Here is a 23155-nt window from a genome sequence, read left to right on the forward strand (position 1 = left end):
TCATGGCCTCTCTTTCTTCTTATTTTTCGCCCATTACCCGCCGCCGGCTGGCGGCCTTTAAATCCAACCGGCGTGCCCGCGTATCGCTTTGGCTGTTTACGGCGCTGTTTGTGTTTAGTCTGTTTGCCGAGCTGATCGCCAACGACAAGCCCATCGTCATGCAATACGACGGCCAATGGTACGTGCCGCTGCTGGTGGATTACCCTGAAACCGAGTTCGACGGGTTTCTTCCCACGCGTACCGATTATCTGGATCCGTTTATTCAGCAACAGATTAAAGAGCACGGCTGGGCGCTGTGGCCAGCCATCCCATATTCCTACCAAACCCTGGACATGAACATGACCCGCCCTTCCCCGGCACCGCCGGATAGCCGCCACTGGCTGGGCACCGATGATCAGGGCCGTGATGTATTAGCACGTGTCATTTATGGCTTTCGCCTCTCGGTTGCTTTTGCACTGGTGCTCACTGCAGGCTCGCTGGTGATCGGCGTTGTGGTTGGTGGTGTGCAGGGCTACTTTGGCGGCAAGATTGATTTGATCGGTCAGCGAGTGACTGAAATATGGTCGGGCCTTCCGGTGCTGTTCCTGCTCATCATTTTAGCCAGCTTTGTTCAGCCGGGGTTCTGGTGGTTGCTGGGGATCATGCTGCTCTTCTCATGGCTTGGCCTGGTCGATATCGTGCGCGCCGAGTTTCTGCGTGCGCGTAATCTGGAGTACGTGCGTGCCGCCAAGGCGATGGGATTGCCCTCGCGCCTGATCATGTGGCGCCACGTGCTGCCCAATGCCATGGTCGCGACGCTAACCTTCATTCCGTTTCTGTTTACCGGTGCCATCGGCACCCTGACCGCGCTGGATTTCCTCGGTTTCGGCCTGCCTCCCGGCGCGCCCTCGCTGGGCGAACTGGCAGCGCAGGGCAAGAACAACTTACATGCCCCCTGGCTGGGCATCACGGCGTTCATGACGCTGGCAATCATGCTTTCGCTATTAGTGTTCATTGGCGAAGGCTTGCGCGACGCCTTCGACCCCCGTCACGTACAACAGCGCCAAGTAGGCCCTGCCCAGGAGACACAAAATGCCTAACTCGCTCCTGCGCATCGAGAATCTCAACATTGCCTTCGATGATACGCCCGTGGTGCATGCGCTATCGCTCACCCTCAATGCGGGTGAAACCCTGGCAATCGTCGGTGAATCGGGGTCAGGCAAATCAGTCTCTGCGCTCGGGATGATTAACCTTTTACCCAGCAATGCCACCGTCAAGGGGGAGCGTTGGCTGGGTGACACCGATCTGTCGACATTGACCCAGGACCAGTGGAACACCGTGCGCGGTAATCGTGTCGGATTTATTTTCCAGGAGCCGATGACGTCGCTTAACCCGCTCCATCGAGTTGGCAAGCAGATCGGCGAAGCATTGCGTTTGCATCAAGGCTTGCGCGGCCAGGCGGCTCGCCAACGCTGCAAAGCGCTACTCGAACAAGTGAAACTGCCGCGCCCGGAAGAGTTACTGAATGCTTGGCCTCATCAGCTTTCGGGCGGACAGCGCCAGCGGGTGATGATTGCCATGGCAATTGCCAATAACCCCTCACTGCTGATTGCCGATGAGCCCACCACCGCCCTGGACGTGACGGTGCAGCAGGAGATACTTGCCCTGCTGCGTGAACTGCGCGACCACCACGCCATGGGCATGCTGTTTATCAGTCATGACTTGAACTTGGTGCGCCGTCACGCAGATCGCATCTGCGTCATGCATCAGGGGCGGATACAGGAAATCGGACCGGTTGAGCAGGTCTTTCAACACCCGCAAAGTGATTACACCAAAGCGCTGCTCGCCGCTGAGCCGGAAGGTAGGCCCCAAGCCATTGAGCAAACAGCGCCGCTATTAACGGCTCGCCAGTTAAGCGTGAGCTTTAAGCGCCCAAAGACCGGCTTATTTAAGCGCCAGCCCCCCGCTTTTGTGGCGGTACACCCGACGGATTTCCAAATAGCACCGGGCGAAACCCTGGGCATTGTGGGTGAGTCCGGCTCGGGTAAAACCACGCTGGCGTCAGCAGTCATGCGGCTGGTCACTAGCCAAGGTGATGTTACCCTTGGCACCGATAAACTAAGCTCTCTGTCTGGGGATGGTTTGCGGCGCCAGCGCCACCGTTTTCAGATGGTGTTTCAGGACCCCTATGGCGCCCTTTCGCCTCGCATGCCGGTGTTTGATATTGTCAGTGAGGGGCTGCGCTTTCATTACCCACACCTGACTGACAAAGAAGTTTCCCAGCGGGTTAACCAAACCCTTCACGAAGTGGGTTTGCCCGAGAGCTGTGCTGCGCGCTACCCCCATGAGTTTTCCGGTGGTCAACGCCAGCGCATTGCCGTAGCAAGAGCGATTATCTTAGAACCAGAATTACTGGTGCTGGATGAGCCAACCTCTGCGTTAGACCGTACCGTGCAGAAGCAGCTAGTCACCCTATTGCGCGATCTGCAGGCACGCCGTCAGCTAAGCTATTTATTTATTAGCCACGATTTAGCCGTCGTGCGCGCCATGGCACACCGCATTATGGTGTTCAAGGATGGCGAAGTGGTCGAACAAGGCCCCTGCCTAGAGGTGCTTTCAGCGCCACAGCATGCTTATACCCAAGCGCTAATTGCCGCTGCGCATCTGACTCATTAGTTCTGACTTACCAGCTTTTATTTACTAACTTTATTGAGCCACGATACTTAATATTGCTGTCGGCAGCCATAAAGATAACGGTATAAAAATTCAGATAAAATAAAGCCGCTTACCCTGCTGGGAAGCGGCTAATGGAGATATTAACCAAGGACTCAGAAGAGCGCGACTTCGTCGGCGGTTAATTCTCGCCATTCGCCGGGCGCCAGGTTGGCATCCAAAGCTAAGTCACCGATAGAGCTGCGATGCAGTGAGTTCACGTGATTACCCAAGGCAGCAAACATACGTTTCACCTGATGATAGCGCCCTTCAGTAATAGTGAGTTCTGCCTGGGTGGGCGACAGCAGCCGAAGTGTTGCGGGCTGCGTCGGCGTCTCCTCCCCATCCAGCATCAGGCCATCGGCGACTTGGCCAATCGCCCACTCCGCCGCGGCGCCTTCCATAGGCTCGGCTAGCTCGGCGATATACATCTTGGCGCAGCGATGGCGCGGAGATGTGACGCGGTGAGACCACTGACCATCATCGGTTAATAGCAGCAAGCCAGTGGTATCCACATCTAACCGCCCTACCGGCTGTAACCGATCCGCTTTGGGTAGATCAATTAGATCGATTGCTCTTTGGTAGAGACCGCGGCGAGCGTTACATTCAACGTCGACGGGCTTGTGCAGCATAATGTAGCGAACGCCTACCAGCGCTAGCCGCTCGCCGTTGAGTACCACCACATCGTTATCGGTATCGATTTGGGTCGCTGACTGTTTGATCGGCTCACCGTTCAGGGTCACTTCGCCATTTTTGAGTGCCCGCTTGGCGAGGCTGCGGGTTAACGGTGAGGTTTCACTCAAAAAGCGATCAAGGCGCATCATTAACCGACTCCTGGCAGCAGCTTAAAATGGTCGGCATCTTGCCAGGCAGGAAATTTTTCACGAAAAGCATCAAGGGCAGTTTTATCCAGCGTGCCCGTTTCTATAAACGGGGTATGGGCAGGTTTATCAATTAACGCTTCGCCTTTGAAGTCGACCAATAAGGAGTCGCCGCTATAGGCAAGTCCTTTGGCATCCTCTCCAACGCGATTAACGCCAATTACATAGCTTAGGTTTTCTACCGCGCGGGCCTGTAGCAGCGTACGCCAAGGGTGGCGACGCGGTGCTGGCCAATTGGCGATACACAGCAGCGCATCATACTCGAAATGCTCACCTTCTGCTGGCTGCTGGCGCATCCAGACCGGAAAGCGCAGATCGTAGCAAACGCTCAGCAACAACTTAAAGCCATTAAGCTCTACCACTTTACGCTCACTGCCCATGCCGTAGCGCTCATGCTCACCGGCCATACGGAATAAGTGGCGCTTATCGTAGTGGGTTAAGTCGCCCTTAGGCGTTGCCCATATCAAGCGGTTATAAAACTCGCCATCCTCTTCGATCGCCACGCTGCCGGTCATCACGCAGTTACGGGCCTGCGCCTGAGTCTGCAACCAAGTCACACTTTGGCTTTCGGCCATCGGCTGAGCCATTTCACGGGAATTCATGGTAAAGCCGGTGGCAAACATTTCAGGCAAAACAATAAGGTCGGTATCACGGCTATCCAGCCCACCGAGTAACTTCTCAAGATGAGCGTGGTTGGCTTGTGGGTCTTCCCAGCGCAGATCGCACTGCACCAAGCTGGATCTAAGTTTAGTCATTAAACACCTCCGTTCCGCCAGAGTTATTGCAATGTTTATGCTAGATTAGCATCTTTAAATAATGAGGCTGCTATGCTTCCTACTCCAACACGCGATCCAGCTGCCGTCAAAGGCGTTATGTTTGGCCTAACGGCCTATACGATGTGGGGCTGTTTTCCGCTATTTTTTGCCCTGTTTGAGGGCGTCCCCGCCTTTGAAATATTGATTCATCGGATCATTTGGGCGTGTCTGTTTTTGATCGGTTTGATTACCCTATTACGCCGCTGGCCGCCCGTTGTTGCAGCGCTGGGCGAACCTAAGCGACTAGGCCGTGTGTTGGCCTGCGCGCTATTAATAGCGTTTAACTGGGGTATCTATATTTATGCGGTGGAGTCGAAGCAGGTGTTACAGGCGAGTTTGGGCTACTTCTTAACACCACTAGTGAACGTCGCGCTAGGCATGTTGGTACTGCGGGAAGTGATGGCCAAGCTGCAGCTGGTCGCCTTGGGTTTGGCCAGCGTTGCTATTGCCACGCAGTTTGTCATGCTGGGTGAGCTGCCCTGGATTAGTTTACTGCTGGCGTTAAGCTTCGGTAGTTACGGCCTGTTTCGTAAGCAAGTGCCGCTAGACGGCCTATCAGGGCTGTTTGTGGAAACCCTGTTGCTATTTCCCCTCGCCTTGATCGCCTTGACCTGGTTAAGCTGGAACGACACCTCACATTTTTTACAAAATACTTCAACCACCAGCTTACTGGTCGCCAGTGGGGCTTTAACTGCGCTGCCGTTAATGGCCTTTGCAGGCGCAGCCCGCCGATTGCGTTTGGCGACCCTGGGCTTTTTGATGTACATCAACCCGAGTATTCAATTCCTGATCGCGTTAACCGTTTTCGGTGAGCCCCTTGGGCTTATCCAGTTGGTGACCTTTGTGCTTATCTGGAGCGGGCTTGCGCTCTATTCCTGGTCAGCGTGGCAGTCACGCTCGCGCTACGCGGCGGCTAGTTAAGCAAGTGGTGATGAGTCGGTGTCTGCGGCGCCTTTCAGCGTAGGCGTCGATGCTGTATCCCGTTCCGGCTGATAACCCACTCGGAAGCCACCCCAATGCTTGCTCCTGCACATACACTGGCACTGAAAGGTCGTGCATGATTTCTTCGCTGTCCCGCTTGTAGGTCTGCAGCAACAGCGGCTTTTTAGCACCGCCCCCCAATGCGGCACATATCAGAGCGACATAAATCCAAACGCCGCCTTGAGTGGCAAGACCAACCGACAACGCCACCATCAGCACTGGAACTAGCAATAGCAGTACACTCATGAGCAGCACCCATTTATTGATGTTGTTGAGTATCAAACAGTCTTAGTAAGAAGGTTTAAATGTCCTTTATGCCTATGCTTAACGGGTTATGCTAATGAAAGAAGTAGCACTTTGGGTGAAGACGCAAAGTATTAAGCGCTTCGTCATCATGGAGTTACCGCCGTGCAAATGAACATAAGCACTGCAATGAAATGGAATATCCCTTACTCTCTTTGTTCTGCCACTCCGATAACACCTGGAACCCATGCTAAAGCGCTATTTGCCGATCCTGACGTGGCTCCCCCACTACCATAAACGCCTATTGGGGGCCGATCTTTTGGCGGGCTTGATCGTCACGGTGATGGTCATTCCCCAGTCGCTGGCCTATTCGCTGCTAGCCGGACTGCCTGCCGTGGTAGGCCTCTACGCCAGCATCCTGCCACAACTGGTCTATACCCTGTTTGGCACCAGCAAAACCCTTGCCGTCGGGCCGGTCGCCATCATCGCTTTGATGACCGGTGCCGCACTCTCCTCCGTGGCGGTCACAGGCACAGAGACTTATTTACAGGCAGCGCTCATCCTGTCCCTGCTTTCCGGTGGCATGCTGGTCGTGATGGGGCTGCTGAAAATGGGCTTTTTCAGCAATTTTCTCAGTCACCCGGTTATTTCCGGCTTCTTAACGGCGTCGGGCATATTGATCGCCGCTAGCCAGCTGGGCAGCTTGCTGGGGGTTGAGAGTAGTGGCTTTACCCTGGTGGAACGCCTTGTCACCCTGGTGCCTAATTTAGCCACTTTCAACTTACCCACCTTACTGATCGGCAGTGGAACGCTGCTGTTTTTGATCGTTATGCGACGCCATGGTAAAGCCGCCCTGCACTCAATGGGCTTGCCACGCACCCTGGCAGACTTGATTGCCAAAGCAGGGCCGGTCTTTGCCGTCGTGATTACCACCCTGGTTACCTGGTACTGGCAGTTGGGCGATAAAGGCGTCAGCGTTGTGGGACAAATTCCAGGCGGGTTACCCGCACTGAGCTTCCCTTTGGGAGACTACTCACTGTGGCGGGCTCTTGTGATCCCCGCGCTGCTGATTAGCCTGGTCGGCTTTGTGGAGTCGGTTTCCATGGGCCAGATGTTGGCCGCGAAGCGGCGCCAGCGTATCTCTCCCAATCAGGAGCTTGTGGGCCTTGGTGCCAGCAATTTAGCCGCCGGGCTTTCCAGCGGCATGCCGGTCACTGGGGGATTATCCCGCACGGTCATCAACTACGATGCAGGCGCACAAACGCCTGCGGCAGGTGCCTTTGCGGCGCTAGGTATTGCGCTGGTCACTATGTCATTCACCGGCTGGCTCTACTACCTGCCCATCGCGACCCTGGCCGCAACGATCACCGTTTCGATTTTGACGCTTGTGGACATCCCCATGCTGCGGCAAACCTGGCGCTACTCCCGCAGCGACTTTGCCGCCATGGCGGTGACGATTTTGCTGACACTATGCGAAGGCGTTGAGGCGGGCATCATCAGCGGGGTAACGCTCTCTATTGCGCTATTTTTGTACCGCACCAGCCGCCCTCATAGCGCCTTGGTAGGCCGCGTCCCCGGCACCGAACACTTTAGAAATACTACCCGCCACGATGTCGAGACGGTCAATACCGTTGCCCTGCTGCGCATTGATGAGAGCCTCTATTTTGCCAATGCCCGCTATTTGGAAGACACCGTCTATAACCTGGTAGCGAGCCACCCCGAGCTTGAGCACGTTGTATTGATCTGTTCGGCGGTTAACCTGATTGATGCCTCGGCGCTAGAAAGCCTGGATGCCATCAACGCCCGCTTAAAAGACTCCGATGTAAAACTACATCTATCCGAGGTCAAAGGCCCGGTGATGGATCAGCTAAAGAAGAGTGACTTTCTGGATGCGCTTACCGGGCGGGTGTTTTTAAGCACCTACGCCGCTTGGCGTGAATTTTCTTAACTGCATTGCTCTCGCTACTGCTCTGAAAAACCAGGCTTTTGCCTGGTTTTTTTATGCCTGTTGTTTACCAACGGGCACCGCTGCTGACAACAGCATTGACAGCCACCCAGCGGCTTCTCTACTATCAGCCGACCACTTAGCAAAATCAAGTACCGCATAGCAAAACACTATGTAGCCAAACGTAACTAAAACCTTAAGCACAACCACAATAAAGGAGCATCCCAATGCATCCATTTGCTCACCGCCTACTCATCGCCGCCTTACCTTTATCGCTACTCGGCGCAGCAGTCAGCCACGCCAGTGACATTGAACTCCCCGGTACCATGGCCTGGACGGCCTACGGCACTAACTCAAGCGGCTATGCCCAAGCCGTCGCCATCGGCAATATGCTGCAGAACAAATACGATTCATCAGTGCGTATCCTGCCGGGGGACAACGATGTTTCACGAATGACGCCGCTTAAGCAGGGCCGCGTTGACCTTTGCGCCTGCGGGATCGCCAGCTACTACGGCGCTGAAGGGGTAATGATGTTTGCCGACCGCGACTGGGGTCCTCAGCCACTACGCGTCATTACCACTTCCACTGCCTCTTTTGGTCTTTCCCTTGCGGTTGCGGGCGACCTGGACGTTGAAACGCCCGCTGACCTGGCCGGCAAGCGCATCGCCTATATCCGCGGTGACGATGCGCTCAATAAAGGCACCGAAGCTTACCTTGCCTTTGGTGGCTTGACCTGGGATGACGTAGAGCGGGTTGATTACCCCGGCTACGGGCGCTCGTTCGACGGCATTATCGCTGGCGATGTGGATGCCTCCTTTACCACCACGGTGACCCCGCCAGCCCAGCAGCTGGCCAGTAGTCCGCGCGGCATTAGCTGGCCAGTGCTAGACCCCAACGACGAAGCAGGCTGGGAGCGCATGGCCGCCGTTGCGCCCTACTTCCGCCCGCACGAAGTCACGTCTGGGGCTGGTGGCATCAGCGCCGAAAACCCGGTGCCCAGCGCTAGCTACCCATACCCCATTGTGGTAGCCAACCAAGACCTGGATGACAATGTCGCTTATGGCCTAATCAAAGCCATGCAGGAAAATTTCGACGACTACAAAGATAACGCCCCAGGGGCGCTTGGCTACGCCTTGGAACAGCAAGATCTTCAATGGGTAGTGCCGTTCCACGATGCGGTCGTGGAGTACTACAAAGAGATCGACGTATGGACTGATGAAATGCAGGCCCATCAGGATGAGCTGGTTGAACGTCAGGATGTACTGCTAAGCGCCTGGGAAAGCTTTATGCAAGACGCCCCCAGTGATGACGAGGCGTTTACTGCCGACTGGATGGAAGCCCGAGCCACCGCGCTTAGCGATGCCGGTTTCGAACCGATCTTCGAGTAATACGCCACGGGGCGGCACTTGCCGCCCCCTGCTGATTGACGGATGCCCTCATGACCACAGATACCTCACCTGCCAATAATCAGCAGGTTAAAGAAAAAATCAGCCAAATTCGTCAGCTTCCCCCTGCGCTGCGCTGGATCCCCGCCACGGTCACCGTCATCTTGATGGCGATGACGCTGGATTATCTTTTCAACGTTGGCTTACTGACGTTCGTAACCGGCTTGGAAACGCAGTTCTACTATGCCGTTGTGGCACTACTGCTACCGCTGGTTTTCTTGCTTTGGCCCATGCGCAGTCGCCAACAAGAACAGCCTATCCCTTGGTACGACTACCTATTGAGCGCTATAACGCTAATCGTTGGCGGCTATTTTGTTTATAACGCAGTCCCTATTTTAGAGCGCGGCTGGGCGTTTTCTGCGCCTGAGATCGCTATTTATGCCAGCTATGCCTACTGGCTGCTCATTATCGAAGCGGCCCGCCGGGCAGGCGGTTTACCGATTGCTATCATTGCGGGGGTCTTCTCTCTTTACCCGCTGGTGGCGGATATCGTCCCCGGCCCTATCCAGGCGTTTCCTTCGACGCTTGAACAGACCGCTATGTACCACACCATGAGTACCGAAAGCATCATGGGGGTGCCGCTGCAGGCGTTCGCGGGCCTGGTGATCGGCTTTTTGGTCTTTGGTGTCGTGCTGCAAAAAAGCGGCGGCGGTAAGTTTTTTATCAACCTGGCATTTGCGCTGCTGGGCCATGTGCGCGGCGGCCCCGCGAAGGTGTCGATTTTCTCCAGCGGCCTGATGGGCTCGATGAGCGGCAGCGTTATTAGTAACGTACTGACCACCGGTGTTTTGTCAATTCCCGCCATGCGTCGTATCGGTATGAGCCGCTCCTTTGCTGGCGGTGTGGAAGCCTGCGCCTCAACCGGCGGTGTATTGATGCCACCGGTGATGGGCGCAACCGCTTTCGTCATGGCCATGTTTCTCGACATTCCCTATTCCGCGGTAGCGCTGGCTGCCGTCATTCCTTCAATTCTGTATTTCTTGGGTCTGTTTATTCAGATTGATGCCTACGCGGCCCGCCACGACATTAAAGGCTTGCCCGCCGTTGAACTGCCTTCGCTATGGCAAACCCTCAAAGAGGGTTGGTACTTTATTTTTGTCTTTGCTTTATTAGTTTGGATGCTGCTGATTATGCAGCGCGAAGCCGTGGCACCTTTCTACGCCACCGCGCTGCTGTTGGTGCTCAACCAGCTTTCCAAACATAACCGCTGGGGCTGGAAGGATGTAGCCGATACGCTGTCGTCTGCGGCCAAGCTGTTTGCCGAGTTAATCGCTATTTTGGCTGGCGTGGGCATGCTGGTGGGCGCACTTTCGATGACCGGCCTTTCCGGCACCATCGCTAACGACTTTATCAATATTGCCGGTGGCAGCGTGCCGCTGCTGCTGATTATGGGCGCAGTTACCAGTTTTGTGCTGGGTATTGGCATGACCGTGACGGCTGCCTATATCTTCCTCGCCGTTGCTCTAGCCCCTGCACTGATTCAAGGCGGCGGACTGGATCCCATGGCCGTACATATGTTCATTCTCTATTGGGGCATGCTGAGCTTTATTACCCCGCCAGTGGCACTGGGTGCCTTTGCCGCGGCTACCGTGGCCGGAGCCCGGCCCATGGAAACGGGCCTGCAGGCGATGCGTCTGGGTAGCGTGATCTACTTTATTCCCTTCCTATTCGTACTCAACCCCGCGCTGATTATGCAGGGCGCGCCGCTGATGATCGTGGCTGTCTTTATCCAGGCGGTCATCGGCATCATCCTGTTTGCTTCTGCCATGCAGGGTTACCTGATGGGGGTTGGTCGACTGGGCTATGGCGCACTGCAAGAGATCGTGATTCGTGCCTTGATACTGATCGCTGGCCTACTACTGGCGCTACCGGGTGGTGGGATGGTGCCGCTTAGCCAGTGGGAATTGATCGGTCTGGCCACAGCCGCGCTGGTACCCGGTGTTTTGATGGCACGCTTAAGCCAGCGCCACCATCGGCGTTCGCAAAGCGCCTCTGTTGCGTAACAGATGGGGCACCAAGCGTACTCTTTTCAATTCACTATCATGCGAAATACGAGAGCCTAACTATGTCCGTTCATTATCAGCGTCACGGCGATGTAGGCGTTATTCAAATAGCCAATCCGCCGGTCAATGCCTTAAGTCACGCGGTACGCGGTGGCTTAGTCGATGCGCTTAAAGAGGGTGTTGCTGACACAGATGCTAAAGCGCTGGTCGTGCTCGCCGATGGCCGCACCTTTATTGCCGGGGCAGATATTCGTGAGTTTGGTCAGCCGCCTCAAGCCCCTCTGCTGCCCGATGTGATTAACCAACTGGAAGCCTGCCCAAAACCGCTGATTGCCGCCCTGCACGGCACAGCCCTGGGCGGTGGATTGGAAGTGGCTTTGGGCTGCCACTATCGAGTGGCACTGGCGGGAACCCGGGTGGGTCTTCCGGAGGTTAAGCTGGGTCTACTGCCCGGCGCTGGTGGCACCCAGCGTTTGCCGCGTTTAGTAGGCGTTGAGCGCGCCTTAGAGATGATCACCAGCGGGCGTTTTGTGGAAGCAGAAGAAGCACTTGAGGCAGGCATTATCGACGCCATTAGCAGTGCTGAAACACCGCTTGAAGCGGGTTTAGCTGCGGCCCAAGCAGTGCTTGCAGACAACCCAATGGCACGTGTTACGGGCCAACTGCCAGCGCCAACGGCTAATCCCCAGGCAATCTCCGCTATGTTGGAACGGCTGCATCAAGACGCTGCCGAGCTCTTCTCACCGTTTCGCATTGTGGAAGCTGTGGAGGCCTCTGTGACGGCTGAATCACTCCAAGACGGCCTGCGTCGTGAGCGGGAGCTGTTTTTGGCCTGTATGGACTCCCCTCAACGCGCCGGACTTATTCATCTCTTTTTCGCTGCGCGTAGCCCCCATATGGTGCCTGAGGTTGAGAAAGCCGACGCGTTTAAACACGTTGCGCTAATCGGCGAAGATCCACTGTTTGAGCGCCTGCAAAAAGCCGCACAAAAGGCGGGCATTACCCTAACCAGTGCACCAGACAACGCTACTGAACTTTGTCTGTTGGCGCCAAATGCAGCGAGGGAATCAGGCACAGCGCTCCCTACCATCGCACTAGAAAACATTGGCATCAGCCGCGGCAGCGATAGCGCGCTAAGCCTTATCGTTGCTGAAAACGGCAGCATGGTAGAGCTGGTCAACTTAAGCGCAGAGCCACTTACCCAACAGCGAGCGGCACTCACTCTTAAGGCATTGCGGTTAAACGTTGTGGTCAGCCGACAGCAAAGCCTTCTGAATACGCTGCAACTTGCTAGCCAGCAGGCTACAGCGAGCAACAGACAAACTGCCCTTGAACAGGCGAGCGTCGGCATCGCAAAGAACGGCTTCTGCTACCGCGAGAGCGATATCGATTTGTTGGCGGTGGAAGTACTGGGATACCCGCGTCACTTAGGTGGGCCTCACCGTCAATCAACCCTTAAGGACACCCCCCGATGAACCTCACCTTTAGCCCCGAAGAGCAGGCCTTTCGCGCAGAGGTTCGCCATTTTCTAGCCGATGCGCTGCCCAGCGACATTAGTGAACGCGTGCGCCTAGGGCGCCACCTGCGTGCCGATGATCACCTGCGCTGGCAGAACCTCCTCAGCGAACAGGGCTGGCTAGCCTCTAACTGGCCTAAACAGCATGGCGGCACAGGCTGGGGGCCCGTGCAGCGGCATATATTTGATGAAGAGTGCGCCGCGGCCCACGCGCCGACAGTCGTTCCCTTTGGCGTTAATATGGTGGCGCCGGTGATTATGAAATTCGGTAGCGCTGAGCAAAAGGAGCATTACCTGCCGCGTATTTTGAGCAACCAGGATTGGTGGTGCCAAGGCTACTCTGAGCCCGGCGCAGGGTCTGATTTGGCGGGACTGAATACACGCGCGGTGCGCGATGGCGACCACTATATCGTGAATGGCCAGAAGACGTGGACGACCCTAGGCCAGCACGCCAACATGCTGTTTTGCTTAGTACGTACCGACCCAGAGGCGAAAAAGCAGGCAGGCATTAGTTTTCTGCTGATTGATATGCAAACCCCTGGCATTACCGTGCGGCCCATTATTACCCTGGATGGCGCCCATGAGGTTAATGAAGTCTTTTTAGATAACGTTCGAGTGCCGGTTGAAAACCGTGTCGGTGAAGAGGGCCAGGGCTGGACCTGCGCCAAATTCCTGCTCACCCACGAACGCACCGGCATTGCAGGGCTTGGCCACGCCAAGCAGGCGCTGCGTCACTTAAAGTCACTGGCCAGCCGAATCGAGCATCGCGGCAAGCCGCTGCTGGAGCTGCCCAGCTTTCGCCACCGTGTCGTCAAAGCCGAGCTTGAATTGATGGCGCTGGAAGTCACCAACCTACGCGTGATTGCCGCGGCCCGGGATGGCGGCGTACCCGGTGCAGAAAGCTCGCTACTCAAAGTACGTGGCTCAGAGCTTCGCCAGGAGCTAAGCGAACTCACCCGCCGTGCCCTTGGCCCCGCCGCACTGCCATTCTTCCCCGACTTCCTGCATGGCGAAGGCAGCCTGGATGACGAGCGCGCCCAAAGCGCGGCCGCCAGCGCCCAGTACTTCAACCGTCGCAAGCTGTCGATTTATGGCGGTGCCAACGAGATACAGAAAAGTATCGTCGCCAAAACCATTTTAAACATGTGAGGTCACCATGGATTTTGCTTTAACCGACGAGCAGCGCATGCTCGAAGAGACGCTCACCCGTTTGGTGGCCGACCAGGTTTCGCCCGAACAGCGCCGTACTATGCTTGCCGCTACTCCCAATGGTGCTTCTGCGCTATGGCGCACTTTTGCCGAGCTGGGCCTGCTGCATATGCCCTTTAGTGAAGACGTCGGCGGATTAGGCGGCGACGGCACCGACCTGATGATTATCATGCAGGCGCTGGGACGCGGCTTGGTGCCAGAAGCCTATCTGGCCGGTCTGGTGCTGCCAGGTCAACTGCTGGCGTTAACTGCCAATAGCGATCAGCAAACCCAGTGGCTAACCCCGCTGCTTGAAGGCGAACACCAGCTAGCCTTTGCATGGCAAGAGCACAACGCCCGTTACGACGCCTTGGCGATCGCTACCCAAGCGACCCAGCAAGATGGGCAATGGCAGTTAAGCGGCAGAAAAGACGTCGTCCTGAACCTTGAAGCAGCAGCGGCTAGTCTGGTTACCGCTCGATTGGATAACGGCAAGCTAGGTCTATTTATCGTCCCTGCGAATGCACCGGGCACATCGTCGCACTTTTACCGCACTATCGACGATCAGCCCGCCGGTGATTTGACCCTGGACAGCGTCACGCTGCCGCCAGCCAACTGCCTGAATGACGATGTCGGCGATACGCTGGCAGAGGTTCTCGCCCTTGGTCGTGCCGCACTGTGTGCCCAAGCTATCGGTGCAATGGAAGAGGCCTGCGATCAGACCCTGGCCTACCTAAAAGAGCGCAAGCAGTTTGGCCTGCCGCTATCTACCTTCCAGGCGCTTCAGCACCGCATGGTGGATATGCATCTGCACCTGGAACAGTCGCGCTCAATGGCGATTTTAGCTGCCACTAGCCTGACTCTGCCAGCCAGTGAGCGGGATTATAAAATTGCCGCGGCCAAGGCGTACTGCGGCGAATCGGCGCGCTTTATTGCCGAACAGGCGATCCAACTCCACGGCGGTATGGGGATGTCCGAAGAGTGTTATGTCGCCAGCTACGCCAAGCATCTGGTAATGTTCGATCACCATTTAGGCGACAGCGACTACCATTTTGAAACGGTCAGCGAGCTATTAAAGGTTGCCTAACGATATTGCCTAACATGTTGCCTTGAAAAGTTAAAGTGGAGCGCTATATGCCAGACCCTCTCAGCGAGTTAGTCACTGTTAGCGCTATTGATGATGGCATCGTCGAAGTAGCGATTGCGCGCCCAGAGGTACGTAATGCCCTCAATGAAGCCACCGCCTTGGCACTCAATGAGGCGCTAGCGGCAGTGGCAATTGATGAACAGGTTCGCTGCGTGATTCTGCGTGGGGAAGGCAGCGCGTTTTGCGCTGGCGCTGATCTGGCGGAGTTTGAGAAAGCCACGGCTGAGCCCGCCAGCGAGCGGCTGGAAACGCTCTTTCTACCCGCCCTGCGCAGTTTAATGACGATGGATAAGCCGGTGATAGCGGCCGTTAACGGAGCTGCTGCAGGTATAGGCGTTTCTTATGTGCTCGCCAGCGATATGGTGGTGATGGGCAGCTCTGCTTATCTCAAGCTTGCCTTTATCAATATTGGTTTGATTCCCGACGGGGGCGCCTGCTGGCATCTGGTACGCAAGCTTGGCCATGCTCAGGCGTTTGAAATGGCCGCCTTGGTAACCCCCATTGCGGGTGAGCGCTGCGTCGCACTCGGCTTGGCTAACCGCGTCGTCGAAGATAACCAGGTGCTAGCGGAGGCGCGTTCGCTGGCCCAAGCGCTGGTCGCGCAGTCATCCCAGGCATTAAGCGCTACCAAACGCGCCCTGCGTGAAGCCGCACAACGCTCGCTGAATGACACGATGACGTTGGAGGGCAAGTTACAGGATCAGTGCAAAGCCTCTGAGGATTTTCAGATGCGCGTGATGGCATTTCGTCAAAGCCGGCGTAAGTGATCCAGCGCTTGCTGGTAGTCCTGTCGCAACGTGGCTATCTCGTCGGCCACGCTATTAAGTGTGGAAATACTGCCTACGCCCTGCCCCGCCCCCCAGATATCCCGCCACGCTTTGGCTTTGCTGCTACCCCCCGAGCCGTAGCGCATAGCACTTTTATCGCCTTCAGGTAGCGCATCCGGGTCCAATCCTGCCTGTTCAATACTCTGACGTAGATAGTTACCGTGCACCCCAGTAAACAGGTTGGTATAGACAATGTCCCCCGCGGCGGCGTCTAACACCATCTGCTTATAGGCGGCTTGAGCGTTTGCCTCTTGGGTGGCAATAAAGCGCGTGCCCATATACACCAAGTCAACGCCTAGCGCTTGAGCGGCAACGATCTGTTCGCCTTGGGTAATCGCCCCCGCCAGCACCAGCGGCCCGTCGTAGAAGCGACGCACCTCGGCCACAAACGCAAAAGGGTTTAAGCGTCCGGCATGGCCGCCCGCACCGTGGCACACCAATATTAAGCCATCGACACCAACATCAACGGCCTTCTTGGCATGGCGCAGCGTGGTGACATCATGAAAGACCAGCCCACCATAGGCATGCACTTGTTCCACCACTTGATTAGGCGCGTGCAGGCTGGTGATCACCAACGGCACCTTAAACTCGGCGCACAGTGCGACATCGTGCGCTAAACGGTCATTGGTAGGATGAACGATTTGATTAACCGCAAAGGGCGCCGAAGGCTGTTCTGGGTGATGCTGATCATACTCCGCCAGGGTTTGCGTGACCTGCTGCAGCCACTCGCGCAGGGCTTCCGCTGGGCGGGCATTGAGCGCTGGAAAAGCGCCAATAATGCCTGCCTGGCACTGGGCAATCACCAACTCAGGCCCTGAGACGATAAACATCGGAGAGCCGATCACCGGCAGAGTTAACGAAGCGGTTAGGCGCGTTAGCATAGGGCAACTCACTATTGTTATTGTAAGGTCGTTAAAAAGTCCCTTACGGGGCTTTTACGAGACTCTCTTAAGGGCGTTTACAGCTTGCTCTCAAGCTCCGGCAGTATCTCGAATAGATCGCCCACCAGCCCGTAGTCAGCAATCTGGAAGATCGGCGCTTCGTCGTCTTTGTTGATCGCGACGATGACCTTGGAGTCTTTCATACCCGCCAGGTGCTGGATGGCGCCGGAGATACCCACGGCAATATACAGATCCGGGGCAACGATCTTACCGGTCTGACCCACCTGCATATCGTTGGGCACAAAACCTGCGTCTACCGCGGCGCGAGAAGCGCCAATGGCCGCGCCTAGTTTGTCGGCAATGCCATCAAGCAGCTTGAAGTTTTCGCCGTTGCCCATGCCGCGACCACCGGAGATCACCACCTTGGCACCGCCCAGCTCAGGCCGATCAGATTTCGCCAGCTCCTCTTTGACAAAGCTGGACTGGGTGTTTTCCACCACGGTGTCGACCGCTTCAATCGGTGCACTGCCGCTAGCGCCTACCGCGTCAAAGCCGGTGGTGCGGATGGTGATGACCTTCAGCGCGTCATCGCTTTTAACCGTGGCGATGGCGTTACCGGCATAGATCGGGCGCAAGAAAGTGTCGGCACTCTCCACACCAAGCACATCCGACAGCTGGCTAACATCTTTCAGGGCCGCCAGGCGTGGCAGCACGTTTTTGCCGGTGGTGGAGGCGCTGGCCAGCACGTGGGTGTAATCACCAGCCAGCTCAACCAGTAGCGCACCCATGGGCTCGGCCAGTTGGTGGGCGTAAACGGCGTTATCGGCGACGCGCACTTTGCTCACGGCGTCAAGCTTGGCGGCAGACTCGGCCGCGGCTTGCACCTCTTCACCGGCAACGAGAACGTCGATATCGCCGCCGATGGCTTGGGCGGCCGCCACAACGTGTGCGGTGGTGCCAGCCAGTTGGCCTTCGTGTAGATCAGCAAGTACCAGAATGCTCATGGAATCAGCTCCTCTTTAAAGCACCTTGTTCAAAGTACTTTGGCTTCGTTTTTGAGTTTATCGATCAGTTCGTCTACCGAGGCGACTTTAACGCCACCCTTGCGCTCCGCTGGCGATTCGACTTTTAGCAGGCTCACCTTGGAGGCAACCTCGACACCGTAGTCGGCGGGGGTTTTGACATCCAGCGGCTTTTTCTTGGCCTTCATGATATCGGGGAGCTTGGCGTAGCGCGGCTCGTTGAGGCGCAGGTCGGTGGTCACAATCGCCGGCAGCGTCAGGGCAATGGTTTGCAGACCGCCGTCGATTTCACGGGTCACATGCACCTTGTCACCGTCCACCGCCACTTCTGACGCAAAGGTACCCTGGGGCAGCCCCGTCAACGCAGCAAGCATTTGGCCGGTCTGGTTGTTGTCGGTGTCGATGGCCTGTTTGCCGAGAATCACTAAGCCCGGCTGCTCTTCCTCGACCACTTTAGCCAGTAGCTTGGCCACGGCCAGGGATTCGGCGCGCTCATCGGTTTCGATATGAATAGCACGATCCGCACCCAGCGCCAGTGCCGTACGCAGCTGCTCTTGGGCGGTTTTGGGGCCAACGGTGACGGCAACCACTTCTGTGGCCACACCCTTCTCTTTCAGGCGTACCGCTTCTTCCACGGCAATTTCGCAGAACGGGTTCATGGCCATTTTGACGTTAGTGAGATCCACGTCCTAGTGATCCGCTTTAACGCGAATTTTGACGTTGTAGTCGATAACGCGTTTAACCGCGACGAGAATTTTCATAAGGCGTGCTCCAGGCGATTAATAAATACTTCATGCGATTAACAAATATACAGTTTCGCATAGCAGAATATTGTTTCACTTTATAACAAGAACAATAAAAAAACGCCGGACAAAGGTCAAGCGCTTCTCTATTGTGGCGCCCCTTAAAAAGGTGACCAGACAAACCACCCCGCTAACAGTGGAATCGAGGTTACCAGAAATCGGCCGTTCCAACGGTAGCCAATGCGCGTGGCGGGCACCCCGGTAAACCGCGATAAAATCAGCATGGATGCCGTCATCGGCGACGACATTAGCGCCAGCGCCCAACCTACCATGAGTGACGCGCCAATTAGCGGCGGCGTCAGGCCCTCAATAGCTAATTGTGGCAGTAAGCCCACCAATAGCGTCACCGTTACGATCGGATTAACGCCTATTTGGGCAAGCCCCACCACCATTAGCATAGCCAGCACGGCATTAAAGGCGCCCCACTGATTTAACACGGTTAATAGCGGTGCCAACTGTTGTGTATCCACTAGTCCAACGCATAAGTGGCCTAAATAGCCCGCTGCTCCCAACACCACGATTTCATTGGTACTGGGCGACAGCAACCAAGGTAGCTGACGATGCACCACCGTCATTGCCGCAGGTAGCCCGCCATAGCCGAGCCTGCGTCGCTGCCAGGCAAGCCATAGAAATGCACCGGTAGGTGCGCCCAACAGCGCGGCAATAGGCAGCCGTAAATCAAGCAGCCAGGCAATAGAGAACACCAGCGCGACAATACCGACAAGCAACACGCTAAACTGCGCCAGCGGGCGTAAAGAAGGGGAAGTTGCCTGTGCTTTATTGGCAGGTGGATGCGGACCGGTTAAGTAATCCACTGCCCAACCCGCTAAAAAAATCAGTATTGCGGCGCCCAAAATATACGGCGCAAGCTCAAGCCAGGTGACTTGAGGAAGGCTCGACAGTACGACGGCGACGCCGATACCCATGGGCGAAATAAGTGGCGCCAGGGAGAACCCACGCAGCAGCGCCAGCATCATGCGCCGCTGGCGAGCTTCGCGAACCCAGGCGCGCCCTTGGGCGGCGCCTAGCGTGTTGCTTTTTTCGATCATGGCGGCGAACAGATTAAGCACGCCAATATTAAGAATAATTCCAAACAGTGCCGAACCTAACGACAAAATGGGGTAGCGGCGGCTGGGGGGTTGATGCAACATACTCTGACCGCATCGGCGCACCAAACGGGAACGATAGGCAGGTAAGCGCAGCATACTCAGCGCCACCACAAAGGTGGCAAAAAAAGCAAAACGCCCGCTGGCCTCAAACAGCAGTTGAGCGGGGTTTGGCGATCGCCACAACGCGACTAGCGTCAACACGCCCGCCACCAGCAGCAACCCTTTGGCCATACGGGTAAGCTGACCCACCAGCGTTGCTAAATAGAGCAGCAATGCGCCAATGCCAACCGCCTGCCAAAATAGGTTGCCGACCACCAGATGGTATAGCGTTGCCAGAGTGACTAGCAGCAGTAGCGAGACCCGCAGACGGGCTGGGCTCACTCAGCAGGCTCCCCGGGGTTGTTATCCGCAAAGCCCTCAGGCGATTCGCTACCTCTGCGACGGCGAAATGAACCTTCACCCATGGCCACTAAAGTGCCCTGTTCATCGACGATCTTGCCGCTGCTCATATAAGTCTTCTGACCGCCACCGCGCACACTGCCTGTTGCCCTTAGCACGCCTTGCCGAGCGGGTCCAACAAAGGTGGTAGTCAGTGATAGCGTCATTCCCCGGCGAATATTACCGGGTACGTCACAGTGCAGACCTGCCAAGCTCAGCGCACTATCCAGCATCGAGGCCAATACGCCACCGTGCACATTACCACTACGGTTTAGATGTTTGGGCTCGATAGTGAGTTCTACCACGGCGCGGTCTGGCTGCCACTCAACCACCTGCATGCCCAGCAGTTCGTGATAGCCCATCAGCGCTTGTTGAGACGTATCTGACGTATGTATTTGCGAAGGGCTCATAACCCGCTCTCCTGCTGTGCTAAATCCCGCAACCGCCCTTTAAGAATTTTGCCGCTGGCGGTGGAAGGTAGCGTATCCATCAATACAATTTGAGTAGGCCGTTTGTAAGGCGCCAACCGCTCGGCGATAAACGCCTTGAGCTCCGCCATATCAACGTCAACGCCCGGCTCACACTGCACAAAGGCCACGACTTCTTCGTTACCGGCGATCTGGCGCCCTACCACGGCAGTTAGTGTTACTGCCGGGTGCTCGTTGATCACCGCTTCCACGTCCGGTGGGTAGATATTGAAGCCCGAGCGGATAATCAGCTCTTTGCTACGCCCCACGATATACAGCTGGTCATCATGATCGAGCTTGGCAATGTCGCCGGTGTTGAGCCAACCCTCTTCGGTCAGAGTAGCGCGGGTGGCTTCCGGTTGGCGAAAGTAGCCTTTCATAATATTGGGGCCGCGCACCCACAGTTCACCCACTTCATCACCGGGCTGCTCGGAAGTGCCGCTATCGCTTAGCGGTTCCAGACGATACTCCAACAGGGGCAATACACGACCAACAGTGCTGTTGGTATGGCGATCATCAATACGGGTTTGACTGATGGTGGGGCTGGCCTCGGTTAATCCGTAGCCATTATGTAGCGTTAGGCCAAAGGCTGCCTCCACCCGCACTTTGGTGTCGCTATCCAACGGCGAACCACCCGCAGACATGTAAATCAGCTCAGGCGCTTCAAGAGTGCGTTGCTCGCGTTTTAAAAACTCTAACGCCCGGGCATACATAGCGGGCACGCCCTGGAGCACGGTGATTCGCTCCTGCTTTAGTGTGTCCAGCATATGCGCTGCATCAAAACGCGGCACGGTATAGAGGCAGGCGCCGTTATACAGCGACCCCATACAGACCGATGAGAGACCGAACACGTGAGACATAGGCAGCACGCCATACACCCGTTGGCCTTCGCTTAAGTGACGCATGCCGCCTGAGATTGAGGCGATATAGAGAATGCCACGATGAGTCAGCATGACGCCTTTAGGGGTGCCGGTCGTGCCCGAGGTGTAGATCATGGCGGCCACCTGTTCGGCACCGCTCGCGCAGACCGGCTCGGGGTCGCTCTCGTATAGAGAAGAAATCGCCAGCCCACCCAACTGAGGGTGCTGATAGCGGTCGGCGGCGTGGCGCTCGGCGTGCTGGCACGCCTCTGGCGACGCATCGCAGGTATAGAACACGCGCCGGGGCAAGCAGTTGCCCTGGATCAGGTCAACTTCCTGAGCTGAGAGGCGCGAATTCACAATCGCTACCCACACATCCATCTCGCTGGCGGCCAGCAATAGCACGACCAGGGCGCGGCAGTTTTCGCTCACCGTCATAATCCGGTCGCCTGGGCGAATATCCAACGCGCTTAACCAGTCGCAGGCGGCGTGTATTTCTTCACCCAGCTCTGCATAACTCCAACACACACTGCCATCCACAATGGCGGGCTGATCACCCATACGTTTGGCATTTTCAAGCACGCGGGTGCTGAGCCGCTCGGGAAGCTCAGCCACTAGTTCGCTAGCGAGACGTCCAAAAATACTTTCATCCGGCGCTTGGTAAGGTACCGACAAAGCCATTAGGACGCCTCCCGCACCATATTCCGAGCAATCACGATCTGCTGAATTTGCGTAGTACCTTCGTAAATACGGAATAGCCGTACATCACGGTAGAAGCGCTCAACGGCGTACTCGGACATATAGCCCGCGCCGCCGTGCACCTGCACGGCGCGGTCGGCCACACGGCCTACCATTTCGGCGCAGAACAGTTTGCAGCAGGAGGCCAGCGTCGAAACATTTTCGCCGTCATCTTTGCGCCGCGCGGCATCCATTACCATGGTTTTGCCTGCGTAGGCTTCGGTTTTGCTATCTGCCAGCATGGCTTGAATCAACTGGTGCTCGGCAAGGACAGCACCAAACTGCTTACGCTCCATGGTGTAGCGTAAAGACTCTTCCACTAAGCGTTCAGCCACACCGACACAGACTGCAGAAATGTGCAGCCGTCCGCGGTCCAGCACCTTCATGGCCGTTTTAAAACCTTGCCCCTCTTTACCGCCAATAATGTTTTCGGCGGGGACCCGGCAGTTATCAAAAATAATATCGCAGGTGTGAGCCCCCTTTTGGCCCATCTTGCTATCCGCCGCGCCGCGCACTAAGCCAGGGGTGTCGCCTTCAACAATAAACGCAGAAATACCGCCCGCGCCTTTATTCTCCGGGTTGGTGCGTGCCATCACAGTGAACAGGTCAGCTTCGGGGCCATTGGTGATATAGCGCTTGGTGCCGTTCAAGATGTAGTGGTCGCCGTCGCGCACCGCGGTCGTCCGCAGGCTGGCCGCGTCGGAGCCTGAATCCGGCTCGGTCAAACAGAACGAGCTAAGAATCTCCCCCGTTGCCAAACGCGGCACATACTTGGCTTTCTGCTCGTCGGTGCCATCAATCAAAATGCCCTGGGCACCAATGCCGTTGTTAGTACCAAACACCGAGCGGAAGGCGGGCGACGTTTTACCTATCTCCATCGCCACCAACGCTTCTTCTTCCATGGTCAGCCCCAGGCCGCCGTACTCTTCTGGAATCGAAAGCCCAAACAGCCCCATCTCTTTCATTTCAGCAAGGATTTCCGGCGGTACCGCGTCCTCCTCTGCCAGTCTCGCCTCATTGGGAATTAGGCGTTCACGGACAAAACGGGCGATGGTATCGACAAGCTGGTTAATCAGTTCGGGATCGCGAATCATGACGGCTCCTGGTGGCAACGGGTTTTATAGTTAGCGTTATCATTAGAAGTAGCGCTGAGCA

18 protein-coding genes and 2 pseudogenes are annotated in these 23155 nt (G+C 56.3%); 10 read left to right on the top strand and 10 right to left on the bottom strand.

Annotated features, from left to right (window positions below; translation table 11 throughout):
• Positions 1-2: 2 nt before the first annotated feature.
• Complete coding sequence (locus ACXUPB_RS11445) at positions 3-1079, top strand: ABC transporter permease (protein ID WP_472952490.1); 1077 nt, start codon at positions 3-5, stop codon at positions 1077-1079.
• Positions 1072-2655 carry an ABC transporter ATP-binding protein gene (locus tag ACXUPB_RS11450; protein ID WP_335597606.1) on the top strand — a complete coding sequence of 528 codons (1584 nt, stop codon included), beginning with the start codon at positions 1072-1074 and terminating at the stop codon, positions 2653-2655. The genes ACXUPB_RS11445 and ACXUPB_RS11450 overlap by 8 nt, the downstream gene beginning before the upstream one ends.
• Before the next feature lie 152 nt (positions 2656-2807).
• On the opposite strand, the gene ACXUPB_RS11455 is transcribed toward ACXUPB_RS11450, so the two are convergent.
• Together ACXUPB_RS11455 and ACXUPB_RS11460 are read right to left on the bottom strand one after the other, a co-directional pair.
• Entirely contained in the window at positions 2808-3512 is a 705-nt protein-coding gene (locus ACXUPB_RS11455) for a pseudouridine synthase (protein ID WP_335597625.1), read from the bottom strand.
• Between the two features lie 2 nt (positions 3513-3514).
• On the bottom strand, positions 3515-4327 hold the full coding sequence (locus ACXUPB_RS11460; RefSeq protein WP_035555676.1) for an amidohydrolase: 813 nt from the start codon (positions 4325-4327) through the stop codon (positions 3515-3517).
• A 72-nt stretch (positions 4328-4399) separates the two neighbouring features.
• On the opposite strand from ACXUPB_RS11460, the gene rarD reads away from it, so the two are divergent.
• Positions 4400-5308, top strand: a complete 909-nt coding sequence (gene rarD, locus ACXUPB_RS11465) for an EamA family transporter RarD (protein WP_035555674.1) — start codon at positions 4400-4402, stop codon at positions 5306-5308.
• Here the strand turns inward: rarD and ACXUPB_RS11470 are convergent.
• Positions 5305-5503: pseudogene (locus tag ACXUPB_RS11470) on the bottom strand (methyl-accepting chemotaxis protein); the annotation flags it as partial. The gene rarD and the pseudogene ACXUPB_RS11470 overlap by 4 nt on opposite strands.
• Before the next feature lie 355 nt (positions 5504-5858).
• On the opposite strand from ACXUPB_RS11470, the gene ACXUPB_RS11475 reads away from it, so the two are divergent.
• The 7 genes from ACXUPB_RS11475 to ACXUPB_RS11505 all read left to right on the top strand — a co-directional run bounded on the left by ACXUPB_RS11475 (position 5859) and on the right by ACXUPB_RS11505 (position 15622).
• Positions 5859-7559, top strand: coding sequence for a SulP family inorganic anion transporter (locus ACXUPB_RS11475; RefSeq protein WP_472952493.1), 1701 nt, complete (start codon positions 5859-5861; stop codon positions 7557-7559).
• Positions 7560-7783: 224 nt separating this feature from the next.
• Positions 7784-8944, top strand: a complete 1161-nt coding sequence (locus ACXUPB_RS11480; RefSeq protein ID WP_035579457.1) for a TAXI family TRAP transporter solute-binding subunit — start codon at positions 7784-7786, stop codon at positions 8942-8944.
• Between the two features lie 50 nt (positions 8945-8994).
• Complete coding sequence (locus tag ACXUPB_RS11485; RefSeq protein ID WP_472952495.1) at positions 8995-11004, top strand: TRAP transporter permease; 2010 nt, start codon at positions 8995-8997, stop codon at positions 11002-11004.
• Between the two features lie 62 nt (positions 11005-11066).
• The gene (locus ACXUPB_RS11490; RefSeq protein WP_472952497.1) at positions 11067-12479 is read left to right on the top strand and encodes an enoyl-CoA hydratase/isomerase family protein; all 1413 of its coding nucleotides are present in this window, start codon (positions 11067-11069) and stop codon (positions 12477-12479) included.
• Positions 12476-13669 (top strand): acyl-CoA dehydrogenase family protein, encoded by a 1194-nt coding sequence (locus ACXUPB_RS11495; protein ID WP_472952499.1) that lies wholly within the window; start codon positions 12476-12478, stop codon positions 13667-13669. Before ACXUPB_RS11490 ends, ACXUPB_RS11495 begins: the two co-directional genes overlap by 4 nt.
• 7 nt (positions 13670-13676) lie before the next feature.
• A complete protein-coding gene (locus tag ACXUPB_RS11500; RefSeq protein ID WP_472952502.1) occupies positions 13677-14795 on the top strand; it encodes an acyl-CoA dehydrogenase family protein in 1119 nt (372 codons plus the stop codon).
• A 47-nt stretch (positions 14796-14842) separates the two neighbouring features.
• Positions 14843-15622, top strand: coding sequence for an enoyl-CoA hydratase/isomerase family protein (locus tag ACXUPB_RS11505; protein WP_472952505.1), 780 nt, complete (start codon positions 14843-14845; stop codon positions 15620-15622).
• Here ACXUPB_RS11505 and ACXUPB_RS11510 read toward each other — a convergent pair.
• From ACXUPB_RS11510 to ACXUPB_RS11540, 7 genes and pseudogenes are all read right to left on the bottom strand, one after another.
• On the bottom strand, positions 15604-16563 hold the full coding sequence (locus ACXUPB_RS11510; protein ID WP_472952507.1) for an NAD(P)H-dependent flavin oxidoreductase: 960 nt from the start codon (positions 16561-16563) through the stop codon (positions 15604-15606). The two genes, ACXUPB_RS11505 and ACXUPB_RS11510, sit on opposite strands and share 19 nt — an antisense overlap.
• A gap of 77 nt (positions 16564-16640) precedes the next feature.
• On the bottom strand, positions 16641-17567 hold the full coding sequence (locus ACXUPB_RS11515) for an electron transfer flavoprotein subunit alpha/FixB family protein (protein ID WP_035555649.1): 927 nt from the start codon (positions 17565-17567) through the stop codon (positions 16641-16643).
• Between the two features lie 29 nt (positions 17568-17596).
• A pseudogene (locus tag ACXUPB_RS11520) lies at positions 17597-18346 on the bottom strand (electron transfer flavoprotein subunit beta/FixA family protein).
• Between the two features lie 143 nt (positions 18347-18489).
• Complete coding sequence (locus tag ACXUPB_RS11525; protein ID WP_472952509.1) at positions 18490-19878, bottom strand: hypothetical protein; 1389 nt, start codon at positions 19876-19878, stop codon at positions 18490-18492.
• Positions 19875-20345 (bottom strand): PaaI family thioesterase, encoded by a 471-nt coding sequence (locus ACXUPB_RS11530; protein ID WP_335597614.1) that lies wholly within the window; start codon positions 20343-20345, stop codon positions 19875-19877. Before ACXUPB_RS11530 ends, ACXUPB_RS11525 begins: the two co-directional genes overlap by 4 nt.
• Positions 20342-21943 carry a class I adenylate-forming enzyme family protein gene (locus ACXUPB_RS11535; RefSeq protein ID WP_472952512.1) on the bottom strand — a complete coding sequence of 534 codons (1602 nt, stop codon included), beginning with the start codon at positions 21941-21943 and terminating at the stop codon, positions 20342-20344. Before ACXUPB_RS11535 ends, ACXUPB_RS11530 begins: the two co-directional genes overlap by 4 nt.
• Complete coding sequence (locus ACXUPB_RS11540) at positions 21943-23094, bottom strand: acyl-CoA dehydrogenase family protein (protein ID WP_472952514.1); 1152 nt, start codon at positions 23092-23094, stop codon at positions 21943-21945. The genes ACXUPB_RS11535 and ACXUPB_RS11540 overlap by 1 nt, the downstream gene beginning before the upstream one ends.
• Between the last annotated feature and the right edge of the window lie 61 nt (positions 23095-23155).

Source organism: Vreelandella sp. DA03-1M (assembly GCF_055725665.1).